At 63.0% G+C, this 25,176-nt stretch carries 21 protein-coding genes, 1 pseudogene and 1 riboswitch; of the genes and pseudogenes, 14 read left to right on the forward strand and 8 right to left on the reverse strand.

Features of this window, described 5'->3' with window-relative positions; all coding sequences use genetic code 11:
- Positions 1-301: 301 nt before the first annotated feature.
- The 6 genes from JQ575_RS16200 (at position 302) to JQ575_RS16225 (ending at position 5,727) form a co-directional block, all read left to right on the forward strand.
- Positions 302-1,378 (forward strand): branched-chain amino acid aminotransferase, encoded by a 1,077-nt coding sequence (locus tag JQ575_RS16200; protein WP_212034237.1) that lies wholly within the window; start codon positions 302-304, stop codon positions 1,376-1,378.
- A 121-nt stretch (positions 1,379-1,499) separates the two neighbouring features.
- The gene (locus JQ575_RS16205) at positions 1,500-2,390 is read left to right on the forward strand and encodes a branched-chain amino acid aminotransferase (protein WP_212034238.1); all 891 of its coding nucleotides are present in this window, start codon (positions 1,500-1,502) and stop codon (positions 2,388-2,390) included.
- A gap of 255 nt (positions 2,391-2,645) precedes the next feature.
- The gene (locus JQ575_RS16210) at positions 2,646-3,164 is read left to right on the forward strand and encodes a YegJ family protein (protein WP_212034239.1); all 519 of its coding nucleotides are present in this window, start codon (positions 2,646-2,648) and stop codon (positions 3,162-3,164) included.
- Between the two features lie 141 nt (positions 3,165-3,305).
- Positions 3,306-4,820, forward strand: a complete 1,515-nt coding sequence (hisS, locus tag JQ575_RS16215) for a histidine--tRNA ligase (RefSeq protein ID WP_212034240.1) — start codon at positions 3,306-3,308, stop codon at positions 4,818-4,820.
- A gap of 154 nt (positions 4,821-4,974) precedes the next feature.
- The gene (locus JQ575_RS16220; RefSeq protein ID WP_025590867.1) at positions 4,975-5,178 is read left to right on the forward strand and encodes a tautomerase family protein; all 204 of its coding nucleotides are present in this window, start codon (positions 4,975-4,977) and stop codon (positions 5,176-5,178) included.
- 153 nt (positions 5,179-5,331) lie between these two features.
- The gene (locus tag JQ575_RS16225) at positions 5,332-5,727 is read left to right on the forward strand and encodes a thioesterase family protein (protein ID WP_212034241.1); all 396 of its coding nucleotides are present in this window, start codon (positions 5,332-5,334) and stop codon (positions 5,725-5,727) included.
- 193 nt (positions 5,728-5,920) lie between these two features.
- Here JQ575_RS16225 and proC read toward each other — a convergent pair whose 3' ends face one another.
- On the reverse strand, positions 5,921-6,751 hold the full coding sequence (gene proC, locus JQ575_RS16230; protein WP_212034242.1) for a pyrroline-5-carboxylate reductase: 831 nt from the start codon (positions 6,749-6,751) through the stop codon (positions 5,921-5,923).
- A gap of 156 nt (positions 6,752-6,907) precedes the next feature.
- Entirely contained in the window at positions 6,908-7,408 is a 501-nt protein-coding gene (locus JQ575_RS16235) for a YbjN domain-containing protein (RefSeq protein WP_212034243.1), read from the reverse strand.
- A 512-nt stretch (positions 7,409-7,920) separates the two neighbouring features.
- Between JQ575_RS16235 and JQ575_RS16240 the strand changes: the two genes are divergently transcribed.
- The 6 genes from JQ575_RS16240 (at position 7,921) to JQ575_RS16265 (ending at position 14,347) form a co-directional block, all read left to right on the forward strand.
- On the forward strand, positions 7,921-8,736 hold the full coding sequence (locus JQ575_RS16240; protein ID WP_212034244.1) for an LON peptidase substrate-binding domain-containing protein: 816 nt from the start codon (positions 7,921-7,923) through the stop codon (positions 8,734-8,736).
- Between the two features lie 316 nt (positions 8,737-9,052).
- A riboswitch (FMN riboswitch) is annotated at positions 9,053-9,212 on the forward strand.
- Between the two features lie 72 nt (positions 9,213-9,284).
- A complete protein-coding gene (locus tag JQ575_RS16245) occupies positions 9,285-9,875 on the forward strand; it encodes a 6,7-dimethyl-8-ribityllumazine synthase (RefSeq protein ID WP_212034245.1) in 591 nt (196 codons plus the stop codon).
- Between the two features lie 167 nt (positions 9,876-10,042).
- The gene (locus JQ575_RS16250; RefSeq protein WP_212034246.1) at positions 10,043-10,852 is read left to right on the forward strand and encodes an SDR family NAD(P)-dependent oxidoreductase; all 810 of its coding nucleotides are present in this window, start codon (positions 10,043-10,045) and stop codon (positions 10,850-10,852) included.
- A 532-nt stretch (positions 10,853-11,384) separates the two neighbouring features.
- Entirely contained in the window at positions 11,385-13,121 is a 1,737-nt protein-coding gene (locus JQ575_RS16255) for a PQQ-binding-like beta-propeller repeat protein (RefSeq protein WP_212034247.1), read from the forward strand.
- 82 nt (positions 13,122-13,203) lie between these two features.
- Positions 13,204-13,557 carry a cytochrome c gene (locus JQ575_RS16260; RefSeq protein ID WP_212034248.1) on the forward strand — a complete coding sequence of 118 codons (354 nt, stop codon included), beginning with the start codon at positions 13,204-13,206 and terminating at the stop codon, positions 13,555-13,557.
- Positions 13,550-14,347, forward strand: coding sequence for an ABC transporter substrate-binding protein (locus JQ575_RS16265; protein ID WP_212034249.1), 798 nt, complete (start codon positions 13,550-13,552; stop codon positions 14,345-14,347). Before JQ575_RS16260 ends, JQ575_RS16265 begins: the two co-directional genes overlap by 8 nt.
- Before the next feature lie 393 nt (positions 14,348-14,740).
- On the opposite strand, the gene JQ575_RS16270 is transcribed toward JQ575_RS16265, so the two are convergent.
- The 3 genes and pseudogenes from JQ575_RS16270 to JQ575_RS16275 all read right to left on the reverse strand — a co-directional run bounded on the left by JQ575_RS16270 (position 14,741) and on the right by JQ575_RS16275 (position 18,590).
- Positions 14,741-17,836 carry an AAA family ATPase gene (locus JQ575_RS16270; protein WP_283842618.1) on the reverse strand — a complete coding sequence of 1,032 codons (3,096 nt, stop codon included), beginning with the start codon at positions 17,834-17,836 and terminating at the stop codon, positions 14,741-14,743.
- A 105-nt stretch (positions 17,837-17,941) separates the two neighbouring features.
- Positions 17,942-18,067 (reverse strand): annotated as a pseudogene (locus JQ575_RS46430) (double zinc ribbon domain-containing protein); the annotation flags it as partial.
- 304 nt (positions 18,068-18,371) lie between these two features.
- On the reverse strand, positions 18,372-18,590 hold the full coding sequence (locus tag JQ575_RS16275; protein ID WP_192737681.1) for a hypothetical protein: 219 nt from the start codon (positions 18,588-18,590) through the stop codon (positions 18,372-18,374).
- A 653-nt stretch (positions 18,591-19,243) separates the two neighbouring features.
- On the opposite strand from JQ575_RS16275, the gene JQ575_RS16280 reads away from it, so the two are divergent.
- Positions 19,244-20,257, forward strand: coding sequence for a TAXI family TRAP transporter solute-binding subunit (locus tag JQ575_RS16280; protein ID WP_312015947.1), 1,014 nt, complete (start codon positions 19,244-19,246; stop codon positions 20,255-20,257).
- A 15-nt stretch (positions 20,258-20,272) separates the two neighbouring features.
- The gene (locus JQ575_RS16285) at positions 20,273-20,914 is read left to right on the forward strand and encodes a hypothetical protein (protein ID WP_212034251.1); all 642 of its coding nucleotides are present in this window, start codon (positions 20,273-20,275) and stop codon (positions 20,912-20,914) included.
- 1,352 nt (positions 20,915-22,266) lie between these two features.
- Here JQ575_RS16285 and JQ575_RS16290 read toward each other — a convergent pair.
- From JQ575_RS16290 to JQ575_RS16300, 3 genes are all read right to left on the reverse strand, one after another.
- Complete coding sequence (locus tag JQ575_RS16290; protein WP_212034371.1) at positions 22,267-23,220, reverse strand: ribose-phosphate pyrophosphokinase; 954 nt, start codon at positions 23,218-23,220, stop codon at positions 22,267-22,269.
- Positions 23,221-23,389: 169 nt separating this feature from the next.
- Positions 23,390-24,013 carry a hypothetical protein gene (locus JQ575_RS16295; RefSeq protein ID WP_212034252.1) on the reverse strand — a complete coding sequence of 208 codons (624 nt, stop codon included), beginning with the start codon at positions 24,011-24,013 and terminating at the stop codon, positions 23,390-23,392.
- A gap of 145 nt (positions 24,014-24,158) precedes the next feature.
- Positions 24,159-25,106 (reverse strand): MerR family transcriptional regulator, encoded by a 948-nt coding sequence (locus tag JQ575_RS16300; protein ID WP_212034253.1) that lies wholly within the window; start codon positions 25,104-25,106, stop codon positions 24,159-24,161.
- Between the last annotated feature and the right edge of the window lie 70 nt (positions 25,107-25,176).

Consider the following 25,176-nt stretch of genomic DNA (forward strand, 5'->3'; position numbering starts at 1 on the left):
GACGAAACTTTAAGTCGTTTCGGCCATGGCAACGTAAGGGGCGGCCGGAGTAAGCCAGCGATGGCGGCAACGGCCGCGAATTGGACTACCGTGCGATTGTCGAGCGGCATTTGCGCAAACATACTGGACTTCGGCACTCCGCAAAAGCGTGTCCTCAAGGGACTTGCCAGCGATGGAAACCAGCGGCAAGGCCGGTGGTGGCGAAGTTCGGACCAATCAAGCAAGCAGGCTTGACGAAACGGGCCTGTGCCAGGAAACGCACCAGTTCCGACAGCAGTAAGCAAGGGCGGGAAGCAAGACAATGAGTTTGAAATTCGAAATCCGGCCAACGGCTACTCCGACGTCCGAGCAGGAGCGCACGGCAAAGCTCGTGGACCCCGGCTTCGGCCGGATCTTCACCGATCACATGGCGATCGTCCGCTACAATCAGGGCAAGGGCTGGCATGACGCGCGGGTCGAATCCCGCGCCAATTTTCCGCTCGATCCGGCCGCCGCCGTCCTGCACTACGCGCAGGAGATTTTCGAGGGCCTCAAGGCCTACAAGCGCGACAACGGCGTGAACCTGTTCCGCCCTGACGCCAATGCGAGGCGCTTCAGGAATTCGGCCGAGCGCATGGCGATGGCGCCGATCCCCGAGGACGTCTTCATCGAAGCGGTCGAGCAGCTGGTGCGCATCGACAGCGCCTGGATACCCGGCGGCGAGGGCAGCCTCTATTTGCGGCCCTTCATGATCGCGAGCGAGACCTTTCTCGGCGTCAAGCCTTCTTCCGAGTACATCTTCGCCGTCATCGCCTCGCCGGTCGGCGCCTATTTCAAGGGCGGACCTGCACCGGTGTCGATCTGGGTGTCGGAGAACTACACGCGTGCTGCGATCGGCGGCACCGGCGCCGTCAAATGCGGCGGCAATTACGCCGCCAGCCTGCGCGCGCAGGCCGAGGCGATCGAGCACGGCTGCGACCAGGTGGTGTTCCTCGATGCGGTCGAGCGCCGCAACATCGAGGAACTCGGCGGCATGAACGTCTTCTTCGTGTTCGACGACGGCTCGCTGCTGACGCCGCCGCTCGGCACCATCCTGCCCGGCATTACGCGGGATTCGATCATTGCGCTGGCGAAGGACTCCGGCACCCGCGTGCGCGAGGAGACCTACACGATTGACCAGTGGCGCAGCGATGCTGCCAGCGGAAAGCTGAAGGAAGCGTTCGCCTGCGGCACGGCCGCTGTGATCTCGCCGATCGGCAAGGTGCGTTCGACGAGCGGCGATTTCCTCATCAGCGGCGGCGCGGCCGGCCCCGTCGCGATGGGGATGCGCAAGAAGCTGGTCGATATCCAGTACGGCCGTGCGGAAGACCCGCACGAGTGGATCCGAAAGGTCCTGTAACCGGCGGCGGATTTATTCCGCCGTCTCTTGAGACAAGCAGCGTTTCATTTGATCTGAGCACGGGGCCGCGCACGCCTCGCGGAGGCGCGCGCGCGTGCGCGGTCAAAATGGGAGAGAGGCCATGGGAATTTCCTTCGACAAGATCGATGGTGTGATCTGGTACGATGGCAAGCTTGTGCCGTGGGCTGATGCCAACGTCCATGTGCTGACCCACGGGCTGCATTACGCGAGCTGCGTGTTCGAGGGCGAGCGCGCCTATGGCGGCAGGGTGTTCAAGAGCACGGAACATTCCGAGCGGCTGAAGAACTCGGCCAACATCCTCGATTTCGAGATTCCGTATTCGGTCGCCGAGATCGATGCCGCCAAGCAGCTGGTGATCGACGAGAACAATCTGCCTGATGCCTATCTTCGTCCGATCGCCTGGCGCGGTTCGGAGATGATGGGCGTGTCGGCGTCATCAAACACCATTCATCTGGCGATCGCCGCTTGGGATTGGCCGAGCTATTTCGATCCGGCCACCAAGATGAAGGGCATCCGCATGGGCCTTGCCGAATACCGGCGCCCCGATCCGATGACGATCCCGGCGATGGCGAAGGCCTCCGGTCTCTACATGATCTGCACCATCCCAAAGCATAAGGCGGAGCGTGCCGGCTATGCCGACGCCATGATGCTGGATTGGCAGGGGCGGGTCGCCGAATGCACCGGCGCCAACATCTTCTTCATCGAGGATGGCAAGATCCACACCCCGATCGCCGACTGCTTCCTCGCCGGCATCACCCGCGCCACCGCAATCGACCTCGCGCAGCGTCGCGGCATCGAAGTGATCGAACGCCGCATCATGCCGGAAGAACTTTCGGGCTTTACGGAATGCTTCATTACCGGCACCGCCGCCGAAATCACCCCGGTGGCTGAAATCGCCGAGTGGAAGTTCACGCCCGGCAAGATTTCGGAACAACTGATGGCGGATTTTGCGGTCGAAGTGCAGCCGAAAGGCAAGGCCGTCGCGGCGTAAGGCGGGAGCGCTCTCTCACTCCCTCGCCCCGCTCTTGCGGGGAGAGGGTGGGGTGAGGGGCTCTCTCCGCAAATTCTGAAGATAATGGTGAGACCTGTACCCCCTCACCCGGATCACATCTTCGATGTGATCCGACCTCTCCCCGCAAGCGGGGCGAGGTAAGGAAGCGCAGCGCCCCCGCAGCCCATGAACTGTTTCGCCCCCTTGCGCGACCAACTCCCGGATTTGCGGATAGCGGTGCGCGAAATGGTGACAATGACCTCAATCCTCTCGACATGCTCGAAATGCGTCGTGGCGGCCGCCTTCGCGGCGGCGCTTGCGGTTCTCGGCTCCCCCACAACGAGTGTCAGGGCCGAAGACCGCTCCCCGGTGATCGACTTTCGCAATGGCGACCCGGAGATCAATGCCGCGATCGCGCAGGCGCGTTCCACGCTGCCGAAATTCTGGGCCTCCTACGACGCGCCAAAACCGTCGGAGACCGGTCACTCTCTCAAGGCGCGGTTTCCATATCCGAACAACAGCGGCGAACATATCTGGATGGCCGAGGTGAAGAAGATTGGAAACGGCCGCTATTCGGGCAGGTTCGCCAATGCGCCGCGCCATTTGCCGGGCAAGCGGGCCGGCGACCTGGCCGAGTTCAGGGTGGCTGACATCTCGGATTGGATGTTCTTGCGGAACGGCAAGATCGTCGGCGGCGAGACCATCCGGCCGATGCTGAAAAAGATGTCGAAGGCCGACGCCGATGCGCTGCGCGCCAGGATGGAAACCCCATGAACGCCGGGCAGGACGTTCTGGTCAAAACCGGCCCGGTGGGCTAAGTGCGAGGGATGGGCCGAGCCAAGAGCCCCCTGTTTTTCCCGGTGAGTGCGGCGCCCGAAGCGGCTTTGCCCACCCTACACAAGTTGCAACGCCGCCATGAACGATAAACCCAAAAAGCCCCAGAAGCTGAAGGCGCGCCTGCCGCGCGGGCTGGAGGATCGAGGTCCCGCTGCGATCTCGGCGACACGGCAGATGGTCGAGAAAATCCGCGAAGTCTATGAGCGCTATGGTTTTGAGCCGGTGGAAACCCCGGCGATGGAATTTACCGACGCGCTCGGCAAATTCCTGCCCGACCAGGACCGGCCCAACGAAGGCGTGTTCTCGTTCCAGGACGACGACGAGCAGTGGATCTCGCTGCGCTACGATTTGACCGCGCCGCTGGCGCGCTATGTCGCGGAAAATTTTGACTCGCTGCCAAAACCCTATCGTTCCTATCGTTTCGGGTGGGTGTTCCGCAACGAGAAGCCGGGTCCGGGTCGCTTCCGTCAGTTCATGCAGTTCGACGCCGACACCGTCGGCGCGCCGACGCCGGCCGCCGACGCCGAGATGTGCATGATGGCGGCGGACACCATGGAAGCGCTCGGCATTCCCCGCGGCAGCTATGTGGTGAAGGTCAACAACCGCAAGGTCCTCGACGGGGCGCTCGAAGCGATCGGCCTCGGCGGCGAGGAGAATGCCGGACGCCGGCTCACGGTGCTGCGCGCCATCGACAAGCTAGACAAATTTTCCGCCGACGAAGTTCGCAAGTTGCTCGGTCCCGGACGATGGGATGGAGGCGAAGAAGGCAAGGGCGACTTCACAAACGGAGCCGGCCTGAGCGCCGCGGACGCCGACATCGTTTTGGCCGTCACGCAAAAACGCGACGACTGGAAAGAGGCAATTGCCGCCGCGGATGCTTATCTCGCCAGGAGCGACGTGGGTCAGGCCGGCGTCAGCGAGTTGGAGGAGATTGCCAAACTGGTCACAGCCTCCGGTTACGCATCGGATCGCATCCGTATCGACCCTTCCGTCGTCCGCGGTCTCGAATATTACACCGGTGCAGTCTACGAAGTTGAGCTGCTGCTGGAGACCAAGGACGAAAAAGGCCGTCCGGTGCGTTTCGGCTCGGTCGGCGGCGGCGGGCGCTATGACGGTCTCGTCTCGCGCTTCCGCGGCGAACCCGTTCCTGCAACCGGCTTCTCCATCGGCGTGTCGCGGCTGCAGGCGGCGCTGACACTGATCGGCAAGGTCGACACCAAGCCCGCTGTCGGACCTGTTGTCGTCACCGTGTTCGGCGGCGAAATCGCCGATTACCAGAAAATGGTCGCGACGCTGCGCAACGCTGGTATCCGCGCGGAACTATATCTTGGAAACCCGAAGCACAGCCTCGGCCAGCAGATGAAATATGCCGACCGGCGCAACGCGCCCTGTGCGATCATCCAGGGCTCGGACGAGCGGGCCAACGGCAAGGTTCAGCTCAAGGACCTCATCCTCGGAGCGGGCTTGACCGAGATCAAGGACCGCGAGGAATATCTGAAGAAGCAGTCCGAGGCCCAATACGAGGTCGATGCAAGCAAGCTCGTCGACGCCGTGCGCGAAGTTCTGGCGCGCCATGACGTGAAGTGGAATTAGGTCTGTCATACGCGGGCTTGACCCGCGTATCCATCTTCCTTGAAAAGGGATGGATTGCCGGGCATAGGCGAGCGGAAGCGACGCCGTCCTTCAGACGGCTATGCCCGGCAATGACAGTGTGCAAGTACAGCAAGAGCAAAGGGAGAAGAAAAAAATGCCCGAGATCACCGTGAGCATGGCCGCCGGCCGCACCGACGAGCAGAAGGCCGGCATGATGCGCGACATCACGCAGGCGCTGGTCAAGAACCTCGGCGTCGATGCCGATGCAGTCGTGATCCAGATCAACGAAGCGCCGCTCGCCCACAAGATGAAGGGCGGCAAGACGTTCGTCGAACGCGCGGCCGCGGCGAAGAAGTAGTTTCATCCGTCGTCCCTGCGAACGCAGGGACCCCTAACCACCGGCATTGATTGTTAGGCAAAGCTGGAGCTCCAGCTAGCTGCTACAATGGACATTTATGGTTATGGGTCCCGGCTCAAGGCCGGGACGACACCGGTTTTGTGGAAACGATCCATGGACGCACGCGGAATCATAAAGATCGGTATGAGCGCCGAGCGCACGCTGGTGGTGCCGCCGGAGCGGACGGTCGGGCATTTCGTGCCTGATATGCCGATGGTCTATGCGACGCCGATGATGATCCTGGAAATGGAGATGGCATCGGGCGATGCCGTCCGGGACCATCTTCAGCCGGGCTGGATCACGGTCGGCACCGAGGTCGATATCCGCCATATCGGCGCTTCGCTGGTCGGCTCATTGGTGCGGACCACGGCGAAAGTGGTCGCGGTAGAGCGCCGCGTGATCCGCTTCGAGGTCGAGGCCTTTGAGGGCGAGCGCAAGATCGGCGACGGCCGCCACGCCCGCGGCCTCGTCAATGTCGAGATGTTTAATAAGCGCTTGGGCGCGAAGTAGCTTCACCCACTGCCGTCATCCCCGCGCAATGGCTTCGCCATTGTCGCTGGAGGTGCGAGCCTTGCGGTGCATTTGCACCGCTGGGCGAGCCTCGAAGGATGGACCACGGGCTGTGTCCATCCTTCGAGGCGCGCAAGAGCGCGCACCTCCCGAGCGAACGCAAGTGCGTTCGTCCGGGGATGACGACCGGAATTTACTTCGCCAGGTCCTTCGAGCGCTGCGTCGCCGCGGCCACGGCGCGCGTCATCAGCTTCTGCATTCCGTCAGAACCCATCAGCACTTCGAGCGCGGCCGCGGTGGTGCCGCCGGGCGAGGTGACGTTCTGGCGCAAGGTCGCCGACGAAAGATCCGAGCGATGCAGCAGCTCGCCGGAGCCGGCGACGGTTTCGCGGGCGAGCTTGGTCGCAAGCTCCTCCGGCAGGCCAGCCGCGACACCGGCGCGTGCGAGTTCTTCGGCGAGCAGGAACACGTAGGCCGGCCCCGAGCCGGAGACGGCGGTCACCGCGTCCATCAGGCTTTCCTTCTCGACCCATTCGACCGAGCCCGCCGCGCGCAGCAGCGCGTCGGCGATCGCGCGCTGCGCGGCGCTGACTTTCCTGGCGGCGACCGCAACCGTGATGCCGCGGCCGATCGCGGCCGGCGTGTTCGGCATGGCGCGAACCACACTACCGCCGACGACCGCTTCGAGCACAGCAATCGGCGTGCCCGCCATGATCGAGACCACCAGCGTCGACGATCCCGTGAACGATTTCAGCGCCGCACCGGCCTCGCGAAAGGATTGCGGCTTCACCGCGACCACCAGCGTGTCGACCTCGCCGACATCCTTGGCCGTCGGGTTGAGCCGAATGCCCTGCGCCGCCAGCGCGTTGATCTCTTGGGAAGGATGCGGCTCGATCACCACGACGCGCCGGGGATCGAGCCCCTGCGCCAGCCAGCCGGTCAGCATCGCGCCGCCCATCTTGCCGGCTCCCGCGAGCGCGATGGTGCCGTGGACGTTTTTGAGTGCGTTGGTTGTTGACGACATGTGCAAATACTCTCTCGTCGTCCCTGCGAACGCGGGGACCCATAACCACAGCCGTTTCTAGTGAAGCGAAGCAGTGGCCACAAGCAGTTTGCTTAAGCCATTGAGGCCACGGCGTATGGGTCCCTGCGTTCGCAGGGACGACGATAGAGGAGGGATCTACGCCTCGCCCTCGGTATCAAACATCGCCGCGCTCATGGCTTCCGCGGCGGTCTTGCCGGCCCAGACCACGAACTGGAACGCGGGGTAATAGCGTTCGCAGGCGTGGATGGCGCCGACCAGCATGGCTTCGCATTGCGCGGTCGAGGCGGTGAGCCCGTTCGGCAATACCAGGGCCTGCCGGTACATGATCATGCCGGTATGGGTCCAGATGTCGAAATGGCCGATCCATAATTGCTCGTTGATCGCAGCGATCAGCCGCTGCACCTCGGGCCGGCGCGCGGGTGGAATCTTCATATCGAAGGCGCAGGCCAGATGCAGCGCCTCGATCTCGGCCATCCAGGTAAAGGAGAGCTGATAGTCGGTCCAGTCGCCCTTGGAGACGATGGTCACCTCGTCTTCACCGGAACGCTCATACGCCCAGTTGTTGTCGCTGGCGATGTCCTCGACAACCGCGAGCGGGTTGTTCGGGGAATCGATAATGCCTTCGAGGAGGGACATTCCGTCTCGACCTTGCCATTTCACGTGAGTTGATACGCACAACGGGGACCAGCGCGCGCGGAAGCTGATGCGTCGCGGCCGACTGCAATCCCCTGATCGTTCCTGACCTTGTTCTTGATCGTCCCGAGGCTTGCCGGCTCAAGTGATGTGATTTGCGGAATCTGCGCAACCGACCCCGGAGTCCGTCCACAGCCAATGCGCAGGCCGTCCACAGCTCTTCGTGGTCGTAATTATTAATTTGAGAACAAATCGGAATCGGATTCTGTGGATTGGAGTCGTCCGCCACCGGAAGAGCACCGGCCCGCCACAATGGTTAATTTTTTCTTAACCTGAATTGACAGCCGCTTTGCTCAAGGCGCATATTTTTCCACAGGGTGGATACGACCCGCCGCTTGCGCCCTTCGAGGGTACGGTGAACGTATCACGCCGTTCGAGGCCTCCTTTGCCCAGCGAACGAGTCAGTAACGCAAGCGCCTGACACATCTTGTTCGCCAATGCAGAGGAGTTATCCCATGCGCGATTTTCGCGATGCCAAGGCTATGGCGCATTCGTTGCGCGAAGCTCTCAAGGCCAAATCGGTTTCTCTCACCCACAGCGAAAGCCTGGAACTTGTCGCCAGGACGTTGGGCCTGCCCGACTGGAATCATCTCGCCGCGCGAATTGAGTCGAGCCTGCCTCTCGTTCCGTCCGGTGCGACAAATACGGTTAGCGTCGCGGCAGGCGCGGGCATCCCGATCGTGCCGATGCGGGATCTGGTCGTGTTTCCGCAGATGGTCGCGCCGATTTTCGTCGGGCGCGAAAAAACCCGGCGCGCGATCGAGCGCGCGCTGGCGACGGACCGCCGCGTGCTCGTGGTCACGCAGCGGAGCTCGGGCGACGACGATCCGCAACTGGATGCGCTCTATCCGGTCGGCGTCACCGCAGCCTTGATCAATCGCGTGGTGATGACCGACGGAACGCTCAAGCTGGCGATCTCCGGCCTCGAACGCGCCGCGGTCGGCAAACCGGTCGCGGAAGAATTTCTGGCGGCCGAGATCGCACCGATCGAAGAGAGCAACGGCCAGAGCGACAAGGCCGTTTTGCTGTCGCGCCTTGTCCTCGACGCCTACCGGATGTTCGCCAATGTCGATTACTCCCATGTGCCGCCGCAGCTGCAGGCGCGTCTCCACCTTCCTGACATCGGAGACCCCAGCCTGCTGGCCGACACCGTCGCGCCGCTGCTGCCGGTCAGCATCGCGCAGCGGCAGCAGCTGTTGGAAACCAGCGACGTCACCGCGCGGCTTGAGGCGATCCTTGACCTGATCAAGGCGGCGCAAAAGGCGGCCTGAGGTTGAATGCGAAGTGGCCGGTGCTCTCTTGCTTACCTCGCCCCGCCTGCGGGGAGAGGTCGGATCGCACTTGCGATCCGGGTGAGGGGGTACAGGTCTTTCAATCGGCACAAGCGTTCGCGGAGAGAGCCCCTCACCCCAACCCTCTAAGAGCGAGCTTCGCTCGTCTCGACCCCGCAAAGCGCGGGGGAAGGGAGAAGCGTAGGCTGCCCTGTCCCGCCGTCATGGGGATCATGCAGATTCCCGGTGCTGATGGAGCTTGCCGATGCCGCGGCCTTTGGTCATATTTGCCGACAGGTCGTCCATTCCGGGCGGCCGATGTTCTCAGGGCGGGGTGAAAATCCCCACCGGCGGTAAGGGTGACGTAGCCCAAGCCCGCGAGCGCCTTCTTCTCGGACTTCCATGGGGAAGAAGGGTCAGCAGATTCGGTGTGATTCCGAAGCCGACGGTTAAAGTCCGGATGAAAGAGAACGGTTGCGGCGGCCCGCTTTTGCGTGGGTCAATCGTCGTTCCGTGTGCCCTGATTCTGGTCCTGAAAGAGGAAAGCCATGAATCAGATGTTGCAAGAGCCTGAAGCCCAAATCCAACAAGCCCAAACAGTGGAATCCGAGGTTAGGGTTCCCGACACGCCCGAGCGCCCGCCGGCGCCCGTGCATCCGCGTTTCGTCAAGCCGCAGCGGGTCGCCTTCGTGCAGGCGTCCTGGCACCGCGACGTGGTCGAGGAATGCCGCATCGCCTTCCTCGAAGAGATCGAGGCGCGCCATATCTCGCGCGCGCAGGTCGACCTGTTCGAGGTGCCGGGGTCGTTCGAGATCCCGCTGCATGCGCAACTGCTCGCCAAGACGCGGCGCTACACCGCGATCGTGGCGGCGGGGCTGGTGGTCGACGGCGGCATCTACCGCCACGAATTCGTCGCCGACACCGTGATCAAGGCGCTGATGGATGTGCAGCTGAAGACCGAAGTGCCGATCTTCTCGGCGGTGCTGACGCCGCAGCAGTTCCACGAAAGCGCCGTGCACCACGATTTCTTCCGCAAGCATTTCGTCATCAAGGGCATCGAAGTCGCCGAAGCCTGCGCCAACACCCTGCACAGCCTGGAGCGGCTGCGCGGCCAAGTCGCGGCGGGGATTACGGGATAAGGTCCGTAGGATGGGTAGAGCGTAAGCGAAACCCATCATCTCACCTCGTCGCAAGTCATTGATGGGTTTCGCTAGCGCTCTACCCATCCTACGACCAGGCCGCGGCGGCGATGTATGCCGCCGCGACCGCAAATAGAAAAAATCAAAGCAGGAAACGGGAGGCCATCATGACCGGACAAAATCCACCCGATTGGCTTGGCCTGACAGGCCGCGTGTGCGTGGTGACGGGCGGAGGCGGCGGCATCGGCCGCGCCACGGCGCTCAGCCTTGCGCAGGCCGGCGCCCGCGTCGCGGCGATCGACCTCGATGAGCGCGGCCTTGAGACCACGCGCAGTGAGCTGCGCCAGTTCGGCGCCGGGCATTTCGTCGGGCGCTGCGACACCGCGAATGCCGAGAGCGTCGCCGGCGTGTCCGAGGCGGTCGAGCAATCGCTCGGGCCATGCAGCGTGCTCGTCAACACCGCCGCGGTGCTGCGGCCGGGTGGTCTTGAGAATCTGACGCTGGCCGAATGGAACGCGGTGCTGTCGGTGAATCTCACCGGCTACTTCCTCTGCGCGCAAAGCTTCGGCCGGCAGATGCGTAAATCCGGGAGCGGCAGCATCGTTCACGTGTCGTCGATTGCCGGCAGCCATGCGCAGGGCCAGAGCGGCGCCTACAGTGTCAGCAAGGCCGGCGTCATCATGCTCTCGCGCCAGCTCGCCAGCGAATGGGGACCGCAGGGGATCAGAAGCAACGTCGTTAGCCCCGGCATGGTGATCACGCCGATGAGCCAGGCGTTCTACGATACGCCCGGCGTCACCGAACGCCGATCCGCCGTGGTGCCGTTACGGCGGGTCGGCCTGCCGCAGGATATCGCGGATGCGATCCTCTATCTCGCCAGCGACCGCTCGTCCTACGTCAACGGCGACGAGATCACCGTCGACGGCGGCTATGCCAACATGTTGATGAATTTGGTGCCGCGGCCGGGATTTGAGTGACGAAGAGGTGGTCTTGCGCCCCCTCATGCACTGCTGATCTCTCAATCGCGCTCGTTCGATTTGTGCGATGCGCGACGCGTTCTGCGCAATGCTGTCGCTCGTCTGCTCGCGTGCGGTCTTTCAGCTTAGGGTTGCCAAATCCGACCGTGCTCCACAAAAAAACAACAATCCGGTCAGCTAATGGCGTGGCGCATCGAGGGACATGTCATGGTGCACCGCACCGACGTCGCCGGGGACCGTGTGGGGCAGGCAAGCCCCGGCAATGACCGCGTGTGCCGCGCTGCACTGAAATCGTCCCCGCCTCGAGAACAATCCTTCGCCCCGACCAATTCTTCATTCGGACCAATGCCCGCTTCTCAGTCAGGCGGCATGAAGTGCTGCCGTCTCACGACGGCAGTCCCGCCGGTCCATGCCATCCATCTCGAACTGCCGACCCCATGAGGCTTTGAACACCAGAACAGAACACCAGAACATCCTGCAAGCGTCGCGAAGAAAATTCGACCCAACAAACAAACACAAAGGGAGGATGCAGATGATTTTCTACGGACGATCTGTTGTCGGTTGCGCCGCGCTGGCGGTGGCTGCCCAAGTCGCTGTCACTGTCAGCGTCTCACCGGCGCGCGCCCAGAACGCTGCGGCGCTCAATGCCGAGGCGACCATGAACGACTGGCCGACCTATCACGGCACGTACAAGTCTTACCATTACAGCGGGCTCGACCAGATCAACGCCGGCAACGTCAAGAATCTCGAAGTCGCCTGGATGCATTTCCCGGAGCGCGCCACCCGCGGCCTGCAGTCAACGCCGCTGGCCCTTGACGGCGTGCTGTATTATTCGGGCTCCTACAGCCGCGTCTACGCGCTTGATGGCGCGACCGGCAAGACGATCTGGGCCTATGCGCCGGAGCTCGACGAGGAGCTGGTCGCCAAGCAGACGCACTCGCCCTACAACCGCGGCATCGCCATCGGAGGCGGCAATCTCTATGTCGGCACCGTCGACGGGCGCCTGATCGCGCTCGATCTGAAGACCGGCAAATCGGTGTGGGACACCAAGCTGCTGGATTCCAAGAAGGTGACCGTCGGCTTCACCGGCGCGCCGCTGGTGGTCAAGGACATGGTGATCATTGGTGCGCAGGGCGGCGAGTGGACCGGTCGCGGACCGATCTTCGGCGTCGACGGCAAGACCGGCCAGAAGAAATGGGAATTCTTCACGGTGGCCGGCACCGAAGAGGCGATGAAGACCTGGGGCGGCGAGTCCTGGCGGACCGGCGGCGGCGGCGGCTGGATGCCCGGAACCTATGACCCGGAAACCAATTCGGTGTGGTGGGGCACCGCCAACCCGGCGCCGCTCTACGACTGGTCGGGTGCGGACTGGAAGAAGAGCGGACCGCGGCCGGGCGACAATCTCTACACGACATCGGTCATCGCGCTCGATCCCGATACCGGCAAGCTCAAATTCTATCATCAGGAGCTGCCGCACGATGCCTGGGACTTCGACTCTTCCGTCGGCGAGTTCGTCATGCTCGAGCGCGGCGGCAAGAAGCTCGTCGTGCACGCCAACAAGAGCGGATACGTCTTCGTCTATGACCGTTCCAACGCCAAGGTCGAGAACGTCTGGGCGCTGGTAAAGAACATCAACTTCGTCAAGAGCATCGATCCGAAGACCGGCGAACTGATCGGTCGCCGCGACCTCGTCGAAGGCAAGGTCGACCCGCCACTGTGCCCGGCCATCGCCGGCGGCATCAGCTGGAACTCCGGCGCCTACAGCCCCAAGAACGGGCTGTTCTACCGGATCGGGCAGGAGTGGTGCATGGAGATGAGCGTCGAGAAGACCACGCCGATCCTGGAGCCGATGGCCCAGCTCAACATCGGCGCCACGTTCAAGATCGTGGCGCCGCCGGACGGGCCCGCCCGTGGTCATCTCAGCGCCCGCGATCCGGTCACCGGCGCCAAGAAGTGGGAGGTCGCCTACAAGCAGCCGCCGCTCGCCAGCGTTCTGGCCACCGCGGGCAATCTGGTATTCGTGCCGGACGCCGAAGGCATCGTGCACGCCTACAATGCCGACACCGGCGAAGAGCTCTGGTCGCGCAACAACGGCATGGGGCACAACGCCGGCATCATCAGCTACATGGCCGGTGGCAAGCAGTATGTCGCCGTGCCGGCGGGCTGGGGCAGCCTGGTGGCCGACGAGTTCGTCGCGCTCTATGGCGAGCCCTTCAAGAGCATGTCGAAGAATACCGGCGCTATGATCGTCTACACGCTCAGACAATGACAGTGGCGCGGGCGGCAGGGATCTCCTTGCCGCCCTGGCCGGTCAATACGTTGTCGCTCTTGCGATCAATACGGATGCTGGAATGCGAATACCGTTGCTGATTGTTTCGGCCATCATCTGGCCATTTCTGTCGACCGGCGCGTTAGCCCAACAGTCCTCCCCGGTGGGCGCGGCAAATCCGCTGCCGCAAGCCGAAGCCTCGCCTGATGACATCGAGGGCGGGAAAATGTTCGCCACCACCTGCGGCTTCTGTCACCAGGAGGGCGGCCGCCATGCGGGCAGGGGTCCGAAGCTGTCGAAGTCCGAGCGCAGCGACGAATACCTCGTCGAGCGCATCAAGAAGGGCAAGGTCGGCGCCATGCCCGCCTATGGTTCGGTGTTCAGTGACGGCCAGATCATCGCGATCCTGGCCTACATCAGAGGGCTTGATGACTGAAGCGGCGTGGAAACCGCGAGATCGCCTCTCGCGATACGCGGCAGGCCTCGCACTGATGATGCTGTGGAACGCGCCGGCGGATGCCCGCTCGCTGGAGGCCGTCCTCGAGCGCGGTGCGTTGGCGCTCTGCGCCAGTCCCAACGCGCTGCCGTTTGCCAGCAAGTCCGGACCGGTCCCGGGATTTCAGATCGAACTCGGCGAAAAAATTGCCGAGCAACTCGGGGTCAAGCTGACGCGGGAGTGGGTGATCAGCGCGATCCAGTATCGCCGCGCCGACTGCGACCTCGTGCTCGACGTCATCGCCCGCAAGGATACGCCGCCCGCCGGCGGTGTGCGGACGTCGCGTCCCTACCATCGCAGCGGCGTCGTGCTCGCGGTGCGCGGCGATTCACAGGCCTCCTCGCTGGCCGGTCTCGGTCCCGATCAGCGGGTCGGGGTACCCGTCGGCTCGGTGGTCTCGATGACGCTCGCCAAGGGCGGCGCCGCCACATCTCCGTTCGCCTTCGAGGACGATATCGTTGCGGCGCTCGCCAATCGCGAGATCGAGGCCGCCGCCGTCACCCCGATGACGGTCGGCTGGTTCAACCTGCAGCACGCCGACAGGCCGCTCCGGCTGATTCCGGCGTTCGGCGACGATCAGGATCTGAACTGGAATATTGCCGCCGGGCTGCTGCGCCCCGACGACATGCTGCGCGCGCGTGTCGATGCGGCGATCGAGGCCCTGCTGGCGGACGGCACCATCGCGCGGATTTATGCCCGCTACGGCATCGAGCTGCGAGTGCCGCAGTGAGGCGCGGTATCGCGCGAGATGGCCCGCGCTTGCCCGACGGGAAGACACTCGCGTGCTTTTACGCATCGTCGGTCAAACGACGCTGCGGGCCGTCGGGCAAAACGCCTCTGGCACTTTTCGGACCTGGATTGCCGAGCCGATGATGTTCGTTTGCCGGGGTAATGCGGACCACACCGAGGCAGGCGCCGACTTCCGAAAATGACCACAAAGCATCAGTTATAGCGGTGTAGCGACATGTCCGGAGTCGGGTGTACACCGGAAGTGATCGGCACACGGCCAAAGTGTCGATTTTGACCGCAAACTTGGAAACGCTCGCGCGACGTCAACTCATCGGGGCAAAGCAGACTTGCAGCCTGGCCGGCGAGGATAACGGCCCGCACGACTTCCTGTCGTTCATGCGAGATCATCCAGCAACGCCCTCGCATTCCGCAGATCTGGGCTGTCGAACCCCTCGCTGAACCAGCCGTATATCGGCGCGACTAGGTCGTACGCCGCCTCTCGCTGGCCCTGGTGCTGCCAGAGTTGCGCCAAGACCATGGCTGTCCGCAATTCCAGAGACTTAGACTTTTGGCGTTGAGCGATCTCCATGGAGCGGCGAAGGCACGCTTCCGCATCCCCCGTCGCCCCCCTCGTGAGCAGCAGCTCACCATGCGCCTTATGGATCTCGGCCTCGAGAATCCTTTCGTGAAACGTGCGCGCATGCTCCGCGGCGACCTTGATCCAATCGAGGCCCGCCGCGATGAGGCCTGCCTTCGCACACGCATCCGCTAATCCCACGGTCCGTGTCGTAGCGAGCTTGGCGCCCAGTGCCTGCCAGTCGGCCAAGCCCCGTTCCATCTCGGCGATACCGTCATTGGCTCGACCAAGCGCCGCGCGAGCTCGGCCTCTCGTTATCATGACGTAAGCAGTCCACTGCGGGAAACCGTACGCAGCGCAGATAGCTGAGGACTCGTCGGCGCGTTCTAATCCCCGAGAAAATTCGTGACGATCAACGTGTAGCGCGGATGCGAGGCCGAGGGTCATGGCGTGAATGAAAGGATTGGATAGCCGCTCGGCATCGGCCAACGCCTTGCAGATCAATGTGCTCGACTTGTCCGGATAGCCGAGAAACCATAGCAGCCACGAGCCATAGGCTTGGCAGAGCACGCTCGGATCCTCGCCGTAGACGAGGATCTCCGCGTGCGCCTTGTCGACATCCCAGAGGTCGATGGCCTGACGAAAGCTTTCCCAGCCGGACTCAAATTCGCCGCGAAGAAGCAGGGTACAGCCTTGCGCCCGATGAGCGAGCGCCCGACGCGTAGCATCGCCCTGGGCATCCGCCAGGGCCACCAATTCGGCGCTCAGCTCTTGCGCTTTCAGCAGCGGTTTTCGCAGGAATGCGCTGTTCCATAGGCCGCGCAGTGCGATAAAGCGGTGCGGAGTCTCGGTCACGCGGTCGCACAGGTCGCGCGCGCGGCCGTAAATGCCTTCGACGTCAGCGGCCATGTAGCCGCGCGCCGCGATCGTCGGCACGCCGAGGGCAATGAGCAGGTCGAGCTCCTGCCGATCTCGCTCCACTCCCGCCGATTTCGCCCCCAGCAACTCCAGTGCTTTGGTGTAATGCGTGATCGCTTCTTCGTTGGCGGAACGCGCCGCGGAGCGCCGCCCAGCCCTCAGGCCATAGGCAATGGCATCATCGATGAACCCCGCCTGCGCATAGTGATGGGCGAGAAGTTCGGGTTGGGTCTCAACGATTTGGGGCGTCAGCTCCGTGATCGCTTGAGCGATGCGGCCATGGAGCTGTCGACGCGTTGAGCGCAGGAGGCTTCGATAGGCGGCATCCTGCACGAGCGCGTGCTTGAAGATGTAGGTCGCTTCGGGCAGCACTCCTCTGGGAAAAATCAGGTCCGCCTTGCTGAGCTGGTCGAGTGCGTCCTCCAGCGCCTTGTCGTGAACCGGCGCAACGGCATCCAGCAGCTGGTAGGAAAACTCTCTTCCAATGGCGGCCCCGATCTGGGCGATCTCCCTCACGGACGCAAGGCGGTCGAGCCTGGCCATCAGACTGTCGTGCAGCGTTCCTGGAATCGCGAGAGGAGGCAGCGGGCCGTGCAGAACATAGCGGTCGGCGGTCTCCTTGAGGAGCCCCGATCCCAGGACTGCCTTTGTGAGCTCTTCCACGAACAGCGGCACTCCGTCGGTTTTCGCGATGATCTCGTCCCGGACGTCGGCTGGCACCACCTTGCGATTTGTTAATCTGTCGATCATTGCCGCCACATGGCGCTGCCCCAGCCGATTCAAAGCGAGTGCTGTCACGTGGGGATAGTGGCCCCACGGCACTTCGAACTCGGGACGGAACGTGACAATCAGCAGGACCGGCCAGCGCTGCAGCCGGTCAATGGTCCGGGTAAACAAATCAAGCGTCGTCGGATCAATCCAGTGTGCATCTTCCAGGATGAACAGTACGGGGCATTGCTTCGCGAGGCCGCCGAGCAGCTCGATGAGCGCTAGTAAAGTGCGCTCCTTCTGCTCTCGCGGCGTGAGGCTGGGTGCTACGTACCGGCCCTCGAATGGCAGTGACAAGAGCGTCGCGAAGAATGGCGCAACATGACCGATCGCCGAGAACGAACGTTTTAGAACCGGTTCCAGTTTGTCGAGCTTGGTCTCAGCGGGGTCGTCAGGCGCAATCCCGGCCGCGCGCTCGAGTTGGGAAATCACGGGATAAAACGGGCTATTCGTATGATGAGGCGAACACTGATATACGATGCGCGTATGAGCCCCGTCGACGATCTTCTCCCGCAGCGCCGCGACGATCCGCGACTTGCCAATTCCGGCCTCGCCGGACAAGAGGATGACCTGACCTTCGCCATTTTGCGCCTGAACCCAGCGGTCCATCAGAAGGTCAACCTCGCGTTCGCGGCCAAAAAAACCGGTTGCACGCTGAGCCTGCCCGGCCCCGAAGCGACTTTCGGCCGTGTGTTCGCCAACGACACGCCACGACGGAACTGGATTGGCCATTCCCTTGAGAAACCGCGAGCCGAGATCCTCGAGGTCGAATATCCTGCCGAGCAGCGGTCTCGTTCCGTCGGCGATGACAACAGCGTTCGGCTCGGCGATTCCCTGGAGGCGGGCTGCAAGGTTCGGCGTCTCGCCGATGACCACCTGCTCCTGAGAAGAACCTTCACCCAACGTCTCGCCGACCACCACAAGACCGGTGGCGATGCCCACTCGGACCTCTAGTCGCGCCTTGGTCGGCAACATCAGCTGGCTGATCACATCGACGACTGCGAGTCCCGCTCTGACGGCGCGTTCGGCATCGTCTTCATGAGCCCTCGGATAGCCGAAATAAGCCAGTACGCCGTCGCCCATGAACTTCGCGATAAAGCCGTCGAATCGACGGATCGCCCGGACGCACGCGTCCTGAAACCCCCGGATAACCTCCCTCAGGTCCTCCGGATCGAGGCGACTCGAAAGCGCCGTCGAGCCGGCCATATCGCAAAACATGACCGTCAAGTGACGGCGCTCCGCGGCCAGCGGGGCCGGTCCAAGGCCCGGCGACTCCTCCGTCGCAAAGGGACCTCCTCGAACCTCCCGCACAAGCCCCACGCCACATTGGCCACAGAAGCTGGCCGTCGGCTCGTTCAGCGAGCCACAAGCGGCGCAGGTCAGCGCAAGCGGTGCTCCGCATCTGCTGCAGAACCTGTTCCCCGCCTTGCTCTCGGCCCCGCAGCTCGGACACCTCATGGGCTTCCCCGGGATGGCTCGGCCCGATCATTCTAGCACAGGCCCGACCCTCCATCACGATCCCTTGGCCAGACCATCGGGGTGAACGGCCAGGTCGTAGCGGAAGGAGCTACGACTCGAGACCCTGCTGGGCGATAGCACCATCGCGCGGATCTATGCGCGCTACGGCATCGAGCTGCGAGTGCCGCAGTGAGGCACTTTTCTGACGTAATGGGTTGAAGCAGACCTCGCACTTGTGTGAAGCGAGATTTGAAAATGACCCACCAGAGACATTGGCTAGGGGCTTCTGTCCCGCGCTTTGCCTTTAGGACCACGGCGGCTCTTCGCTCGCCCCGGCTGCCTCGTGGTGGGTCGTGACACCCGCCGAACGCAACCCGGTCAGCAATACAGTTCTCACAGAGGCAGGATCAAATCCAATTTCCTTGGCGTTTGGTGGATGTGCCTCGCTGCCCTTCAATCGGAGCGCCAGGTGCAATTGCTCGCAAAGGTGCTGAACGACGAGATTGACCTGATCGTCAGTCATGATCGGCTTCTCCTGCTGCCAGTTTGCACCCACCTAGGTAGCACACATCAAAATAGCCTGGCACGCGATTGGACCGCCCCAAGGATCCAGCCCACGCGATTTGCCCATCGGCGGGCCCTCTGTCGTCCATCTGTCGGGGCAGGCCGGCAGTGGCTAGCGGCGACTCGAACGACGCCTTTGACCCATTTTGGCCTGCCGAAGCGGCCTGACGACGTCCGTTCATCGAGGTAAGCGGACCTCGCAACAACGCGCGACCATAGTCCGAAAATGCCCCGGAACGGACGCGGACCGTTGGCCGCAGGCATCCCCGACAACGGAACGCCGCTGGTTCAGGCGCGTTGAAAAAGGCGAAGCAAATCCATTCTACCCGGTCGTGCGTGTGACGTCGCGGGGTGACGATTTGTCGGCTCAAGCCTTTTCCCTGACGGCGAGCGAATGTCACGCCCGGGGCTGGTCCGGTCGAACAGGTGGGAACAATGAGGGTCTGCGGAGTGGTGCGGGTCGGTTTGTTGACCGCCTTCATTGCGGCGGCTTGGCTCGGCCAACCGGTCCGGGAGGGCCTCGCCCAAACCCGACCATCCGTTTCCGCGAGTGAACCCGCCAAAGCGTCTGGGCCCAAGGCAAGCGCTCCCAGGAAGGAAGCGGGAGCGGCTGTGAGCCCATACACGGCAGGATTGGTAACGGGGCCACCGCTAAGCACCGAGTTCGCCATCACGCAGGACATTGCGACCACCTTGGCCACCGGCCAGGAGACCGGCCCTCGCGGCGAGGTCGCGTTACGGGTGCTCCCGATGGTGGGAAACGGTGGCATCCGCAACATCCTGGACGTGCTTACGCTGGCGGGTGCCGACATGGCGATCGCGCCTGTCGTCCTGGTCGACCGTCTGCGGGAGACAAGGACGATCCCGGACATCCAGAACAAGCTCGTCTACATCACCCCGCTTTTTGTCGAAGAGTTCCATCTCCTCGCGCGCTCCGAGATCAGGAGCCTGGCGGATCTTGAGGGAAAGACGGTCAATCTCGGCGAAGAAGGCGGTGCTGCCGCGGTGCTTGGCCGTGAGGTGCTCAACCGTCTGGAGGTGAAGTTCAGCGAATTGAATTTGGGGCTGGACGCCGCGCTGGATGGGATGAGGAAGGGGCAAATCGTCGCCAGCCTGCTGGTTTCGGGAAAACCGGTCAACGCCGTGGCCCGCGCCGCGCAAATGGACGGCATTCACCTGCTGCCGATTCCCTATTCGCGGGCGCTGCAGCAAGATTATCTGCCATCGACGTTCCGCCGCGAGGATTACCCAAACCTCGTTGGGGCCGGTGAAAGCGTCGACACGATCGCGATCAAATGCGCTCTTTTCGCCTACAACTGGCCGGCCCGCAGCGAGCGGTTTCAGCTCCTGGAACATTTTGTCGAAACGCTGTTCTCGCGGTTTCCCGAATTTCTCGGTGACGCTCACCATCCCAAATGGCGCGAGGCGAATTTGCCGGAGGTGCTGCCGGGTTGGCGGCGATTTCAACCGGCAGAGCGCTGGCTCCAGCGGCAATCGGGTGGAGAGGCCGCGCTTCGCAAGGCGTTCGGCCGGTTCCTCGAGCAAAAGCCAACCAGCAATCCGCCGGACCGCGAAGAGTTGTTCCAGGACTTCATGCGGTGGCAGGAACGCAAGCAGGGCAGGTGAGATTGGGAGATCACGATGCGCCATGCGCTGGTGACCGCAGCTCTCGTCGCCTCGCTCGGATTGATTGCCGATGTGAGGCAGCCTGCCGCCCAGTTTGGCCAGCCCCAATTGAGCCAACCCCAATTGGGCCAACCGCAATTTATCCAGCCCCCGTTTGGTCAACCCCAATTTGGTCCAGCCCAAAGCGCGGCGCCGCAGGGGCTTGCACCGACCGGGGTGCAAACGGCCGACAAGGTCGGAAAAACCAAAACAGCCGCTCGCAAAGTCGGCAAAGCGCACCGGAAGCACCACGTCGTTCGTGCGCCTCCAAATCAGCGGAAGCTTGCCGAAAAGAACGGATACAAGCGGGTCAGCGATCTCGTGAACTTCCCAAAGTTCTTTCCCAGCCTGGGCGTCGTCTTTGTCAAACCCGAAACCTTGCCGCTCGGACCATTCCTGTGCTTCGACCGCAAGGATCGCCTGGCGGCAACCGTGTATATGGTCCCGACACGAGACATCGACGATCACAAGCTATTGGAGGCGCCGGGGTTCGCTGGCGCAGCGCTTGACCACGTCAGCATCTACTTCAACCCGGGTCACCCCGGAGTGGATGTGCCGCACTATCATTTCGTGATCTGGCATGTGACCAGGAAGCAGGAAGCGCGTGTTGCAAAATGACGCGCGCCGACGATGTTCCGTCCTTGCGACAGAAAGGATATGATGGAGCGGATATGATCCGGGACACTCAGTCCTCGGCGGCGCCGCCAGACGCATGCCCTCATGGGTTCGCCCTGGCGATGTCGAAGATGTCGGCGGACTGTGAAGTACTTTACATTACTGTGTTCTTGGCCCGGGCTAAGATGGCGGAAGGCTTCTTTCTTGAAGGAGGCATCAGATGCTCGAGACAATCAAATGGAACTCCCGATATAACCCTCGCGGATGGGTGACGATGGCTGGCGCGCTCGTTGTACTCCGCGCCCTGAATGCATTGCGAAAGGGTGAAAGCAAAAGGCCGCCACTCTGGAAACACTTCGACGACACCCATCATTGGGACGCAAGCGCGGAAGAATGGGTCCCCAACGATGATCGTGATCGCGCGACGCATCATGCGTCCCGCGCGCCGAATTCCGGGACTCAAGATCCCTCTCGCTGACCGGGCCCGTCGAGCGGTGCGGGCGCGACAAGTGGCTGGATCGAGATGTGTGTGCCTGCCGGCCGCTTGATAGTGGTCAAGCGATGGGCCGGCGTGGCTCAAAGCCGCCGGGTCGTTCCATGCGGATGGCAAGCCGCCGGTGTGCGGCCGGGTTTACTCATACGAACCACCGACCTTCCCAGCCCCGTTGTTGTGCGACAAAACAACGCGACGGGCAAATCAATTCTGATTTAAAGAAATCGTGTCAAGCCCCGAAACAAAAAATATTTCGCTTTTCGCGAAGGGCAAATCAGGGGCATGTTTGTCGCCATCCCGTCCTACTCAGAAGGGCGTCGGCCGTCGTCACGGACGTTGGACGGGTTGCGATGGACGCTGGTTTGCGCTGAGACGATGGCGTGGACTAAGCGTACGGCAAAACCGTGTGGTCCTGGCGCCCGTTGCAGGCGTCAAGCTGTCGGGTAGGCGAGAGCTGAACGGCAGCGACGGAGTCAACCAAGAACTCGTCTCCGGGGAGATCACGGCATAAGCCGAAAAGCCATTGCGCAGGGAAGGCCGGGTGTTCACCGCTGCCCTGTATGCTCGTGTGCAGCCTTTTTAGTGCAAACCGCACACGGGACCGCGGGTGCAGCGCGCACCCGGTCTTCCCTGCGCCCTCTTATTGGAGGGTGGGAAGTTTCTGGCAAAGCTCGGGCGCATCGCGCCGCGAGATCGCGAAAGTGTGCTCAGTGCAGCAACAAAAAACACCGTCGTCCCGGCCTTGAGCCGGGACCCATACGCCGCGGCCCATCAATGAGAGCGCTGACGTTTGAGACCTTCTGCAAACAATGGCCGCCACGGCGTATGGGTCCCGGCGTTCGCCGGGACGACAGAAGAGACGTCAGTCGAACAAGCTCGAAACCGACTCTTCCGCCGCGGTGCGGCCGATGGCTTCGGCGATCAGCGGCGCGATCGAGAGCGTGCGGATATTGGCGGCCTTGTTGACCGCTTCCGTCGGCAGGATCGAGTCGGTGATGACGAGCTCTTTCAGCCTGGAGCCGGCGATGCGCGCGGCGGCGCCGCCCGACAGTACGCCATGGGAGATGTAGGCGTAGACTTCCTTGGCGCCGTTGGCGATCAGGGCGTCGGCCGCATTCACCAGCGTGCCGCCGGAATCGACGATGTCGTCGATCAGGATGCAGGTATAGCCGGCGACATCGCCGATCACATTCATGACTTCGGATTCGCCGGCGCGTTCGCGGCGCTTGTCGATGATGGCGAGCGGCGCGTTGATCCGCTTGGAGAGGCCGCGGGCGCGCACCACGCCGCCGACGTCGGGCGACACCACCATCACATTGGCGAGGTCGAAGCGCTCCTTGATGTCGCGCACCATCAGCGGCGAGGCGTAGAGATTGTCGGTCGGGATGTCGAAGAAGCCCTGGATCTGGCCGGCATGCAGGTCGAGCGTCATGACGCGATCGATGCCGGCATGGGTGATCAGATTGGCCACCAGCTTGGCCGAAATCGGCGCGCGCGAGCCGACCTTGCGGTCCTGCCGGGCGTAGCCGAAATAGGGGATCACCGCCGTGATGCGGCGCGCGGACGAGCGGCGCAGCGCATCGGTGATGATCAGCAATTCCATCAGATGGTCGTTGGCTGGAAACGACGTCGACTGGATGATGAACGCGTCCGAGCCGCGCACGTTCTCGAGCACCTCGACGAAGATTTCGTTATCGGCAAAGCGGCGGACGCTGGCCTTGGTCAGCGGCAGATCCAGCCCTTCGGCGATGGCCTTCGCCAAAGCAGGGTTCGAATTGCCGGCGACCAGCTTGATGGAGCCGTTCTTGGCGGACATCGAGGCCTCTCCCCGCGCCTTGCTGGATACGACGTTCAGCATCTCGGATACCTGTAGCCCGGCGGGTTTCGATGCGCGAGGAGATATCAGGCAGGTGGCGCGGCTGGCAACCCGTCGCAGCTGTTTTCCCGGTTAAAAATGAGCCGATACGGGACTTTACGGGGTAGGCTTAATGGCTGCTGAAGCCCAGCGCGGCGACACCGAATGCACCCTCGGCGGGTGCGGTCTGCTCCATGCTCGCGACCGCGGAGCCGCGGAGGCCGGGCGAGGGGGCTGGCGTCGGCTGCGGTGCTTCCGGCGTGCCGTTGATCATGCCGCTGAGGCCGCTGAGGCCGGCCTGCGCGATTTTCCGCAGCACGAGATCGTCGGCGGCGGCCCAAGCGTCGCGGCCGGCCTTGCCCGCCGGTTCCTCGCCGGACAGCCGCAGCGCGCGCTGCTGGTTGTTGTCGTAGACGTCCCAGACCCAAGCGATCATGGTCTTGCCGCGCACCACCTGCGCCGAGAGATAGCTGCGCACACGGTAGGAGGCGCCACCCTCGCGCGAGACGATCTGCAGGTTCCGCAGCTTCGATTCGCTGTCGATGACGCCGACCATGCGGTCGAAGACGTGCGGCGGCGGGCCGTCGATCGATTCGAAAGCCACGGTCGAGCCGCCGCTGGTCGCCATCGCGAACGATCCGCTCGCCGCGCCGCCACCGGCGCAGCCGCCAAGCGCACACGAGACGGCGAACAGCGCTGCGGCGATGATCGCGCGCGGGGCTCGCAGGCAGGGGGCTGGGATGAGGTCCCTCATTGCCCCCCGATATCGTTAAAAAGCATTAAGGTCTAGGGCAGGGATGGCGGCCTACTCACAAAGCCCGGCGCTCTGGCAGGACCGCCACACCTGGCCGAATATCTGCCTGGACATTTGGCGTATCGCTTGGCCAATCACGGCATTTTCACGGCCGCGCGGGCTGATCGGCGAGATAGTTCGTCATGGCAGCTCCAATCCACATCCATTCCCGGTTCGGGCTGCTGCACGGCGGTTGGCCGCGAAGGATCGTAATCAGCTCCCAATATCGGGTCGCACGGGCGTTTTGCTGTTGATATTTCGCACGCCACCAGATGCGGAAATCATCGTCGAACTTCCGCTGCGTGAGTCGGGCCTGTGTTTCCAGCCACTCCCTGGCCAGCGCCCGGCCGGTTTCCGAATTCGGCTCAAGGCCACGCGCGATAGCCTCCCCGGCCTTGACGACCATGGCATCACCTTCGGCCTTCCACGCCTCAGGATCGAAGGTCGCGCCGTCCCAGATGTCCTTGGCATTGGTTCGCATGTTGGCCGCAAATTCGGGATCGCGGAGCATGCCGGAAAGCTCGATCCACGCGTCACACTGCTCGGGCGTCGGCTCTTCAGGCAGTTCGGGGACGCTGTCTTCAATCATCTGGCGCATCCATTTGGCATCGATGTTCACGCCGTCAGACACCCGTTCGTAAAATGCCTCAACAACGCTGCGCCGTTCATCACGCGACAATTTGGTCATGGTCCAGAATCTCCTCAAATCGGCTTCAGTCAGTTCGGGCGAACGAAGGGCCGCACGCAGTGCCGCCGCGATCCGGCGTTGCGCTGCGATTTCGGCCTCGAGCGCCCGCAGGCGAAGCGCCAGTGCCTCGGTCAGCGAAAGCTCCTTCGACAACACCTCGCGAATAGCATCGAGACCGAGGCCGGCGTCGCGCAGGCAGCTGATAAGGTCGAGGCGGACGAGCTCGCTATCGGTGAAGACGCGATAGCCGCTCTCCGTTCGCCCTGCCGGCGGAAGCAGTCCCTGGTCCGAATAGAAGCGCAGCCTTCGAACGGACACTCCGCTGAGGCGCGACGCTTCACCGATGCTGTAGGTTCGATGTGTCATGCCGCGCCTTGTGCAGCCTCCACCGGGTGGAGAGTCAAGGCTGGATTCCCGCTCTCGGAGCTGGTTCCGG

The sequence above is a fragment of the Bradyrhizobium sp. JYMT SZCCT0428 genome (genome assembly GCF_018131075.1).
Lineage (GTDB): Bacteria > Pseudomonadota > Alphaproteobacteria > Rhizobiales > Xanthobacteraceae > Bradyrhizobium.

What these genes read in the sequence shown, in the direction of transcription:
- JQ575_RS16200 (WP_212034237.1), top strand. Translation starts at nt 302, where the DNA reads ATGAGTTTGAAATTCGAAATCCGGCCAACGGCTACTCCGACGTCCGAG.
- JQ575_RS16205 (WP_212034238.1), top strand. Translation starts at nt 1,500, where the DNA reads ATGGGAATTTCCTTCGACAAGATCGATGGTGTGATCTGGTACGATGGC.
- JQ575_RS16210 (WP_212034239.1), top strand. Translation starts at nt 2,646, where the DNA reads ATGACCTCAATCCTCTCGACATGCTCGAAATGCGTCGTGGCGGCCGCC.
- hisS (WP_212034240.1), top strand. Translation starts at nt 3,306, where the DNA reads ATGAACGATAAACCCAAAAAGCCCCAGAAGCTGAAGGCGCGCCTGCCG.
- JQ575_RS16220 (WP_025590867.1), top strand. Translation starts at nt 4,975, where the DNA reads ATGCCCGAGATCACCGTGAGCATGGCCGCCGGCCGCACCGACGAGCAG.
- JQ575_RS16225 (WP_212034241.1), top strand. Translation starts at nt 5,332, where the DNA reads ATGGACGCACGCGGAATCATAAAGATCGGTATGAGCGCCGAGCGCACG.
- proC (WP_212034242.1), bottom strand. Translation starts at nt 6,751, where the DNA reads ATGTCGTCAACAACCAACGCACTCAAAAACGTCCACGGCACCATCGCG.
- JQ575_RS16235 (WP_212034243.1), bottom strand. Translation starts at nt 7,408, where the DNA reads ATGTCCCTCCTCGAAGGCATTATCGATTCCCCGAACAACCCGCTCGCG.
- JQ575_RS16240 (WP_212034244.1), top strand. Translation starts at nt 7,921, where the DNA reads ATGCGCGATTTTCGCGATGCCAAGGCTATGGCGCATTCGTTGCGCGAA.
- JQ575_RS16245 (WP_212034245.1), top strand. Translation starts at nt 9,285, where the DNA reads ATGAATCAGATGTTGCAAGAGCCTGAAGCCCAAATCCAACAAGCCCAA.
- JQ575_RS16250 (WP_212034246.1), top strand. Translation starts at nt 10,043, where the DNA reads ATGACCGGACAAAATCCACCCGATTGGCTTGGCCTGACAGGCCGCGTG.
- JQ575_RS16255 (WP_212034247.1), top strand. Translation starts at nt 11,385, where the DNA reads ATGATTTTCTACGGACGATCTGTTGTCGGTTGCGCCGCGCTGGCGGTG.
- JQ575_RS16260 (WP_212034248.1), top strand. Translation starts at nt 13,204, where the DNA reads ATGCGAATACCGTTGCTGATTGTTTCGGCCATCATCTGGCCATTTCTG.
- JQ575_RS16265 (WP_212034249.1), top strand. Translation starts at nt 13,550, where the DNA reads ATGACTGAAGCGGCGTGGAAACCGCGAGATCGCCTCTCGCGATACGCG.
- JQ575_RS16275 (WP_192737681.1), bottom strand. Translation starts at nt 18,590, where the DNA reads ATGACTGACGATCAGGTCAATCTCGTCGTTCAGCACCTTTGCGAGCAA.
- JQ575_RS16285 (WP_212034251.1), top strand. Translation starts at nt 20,273, where the DNA reads ATGCGCCATGCGCTGGTGACCGCAGCTCTCGTCGCCTCGCTCGGATTG.
- JQ575_RS16290 (WP_212034371.1), bottom strand. Translation starts at nt 23,220, where the DNA reads ATGTCCGCCAAGAACGGCTCCATCAAGCTGGTCGCCGGCAATTCGAAC.
- JQ575_RS16295 (WP_212034252.1), bottom strand. Translation starts at nt 24,013, where the DNA reads ATGAGGGACCTCATCCCAGCCCCCTGCCTGCGAGCCCCGCGCGCGATC.
- JQ575_RS16300 (WP_212034253.1), bottom strand. Translation starts at nt 25,106, where the DNA reads ATGACACATCGAACCTACAGCATCGGTGAAGCGTCGCGCCTCAGCGGA.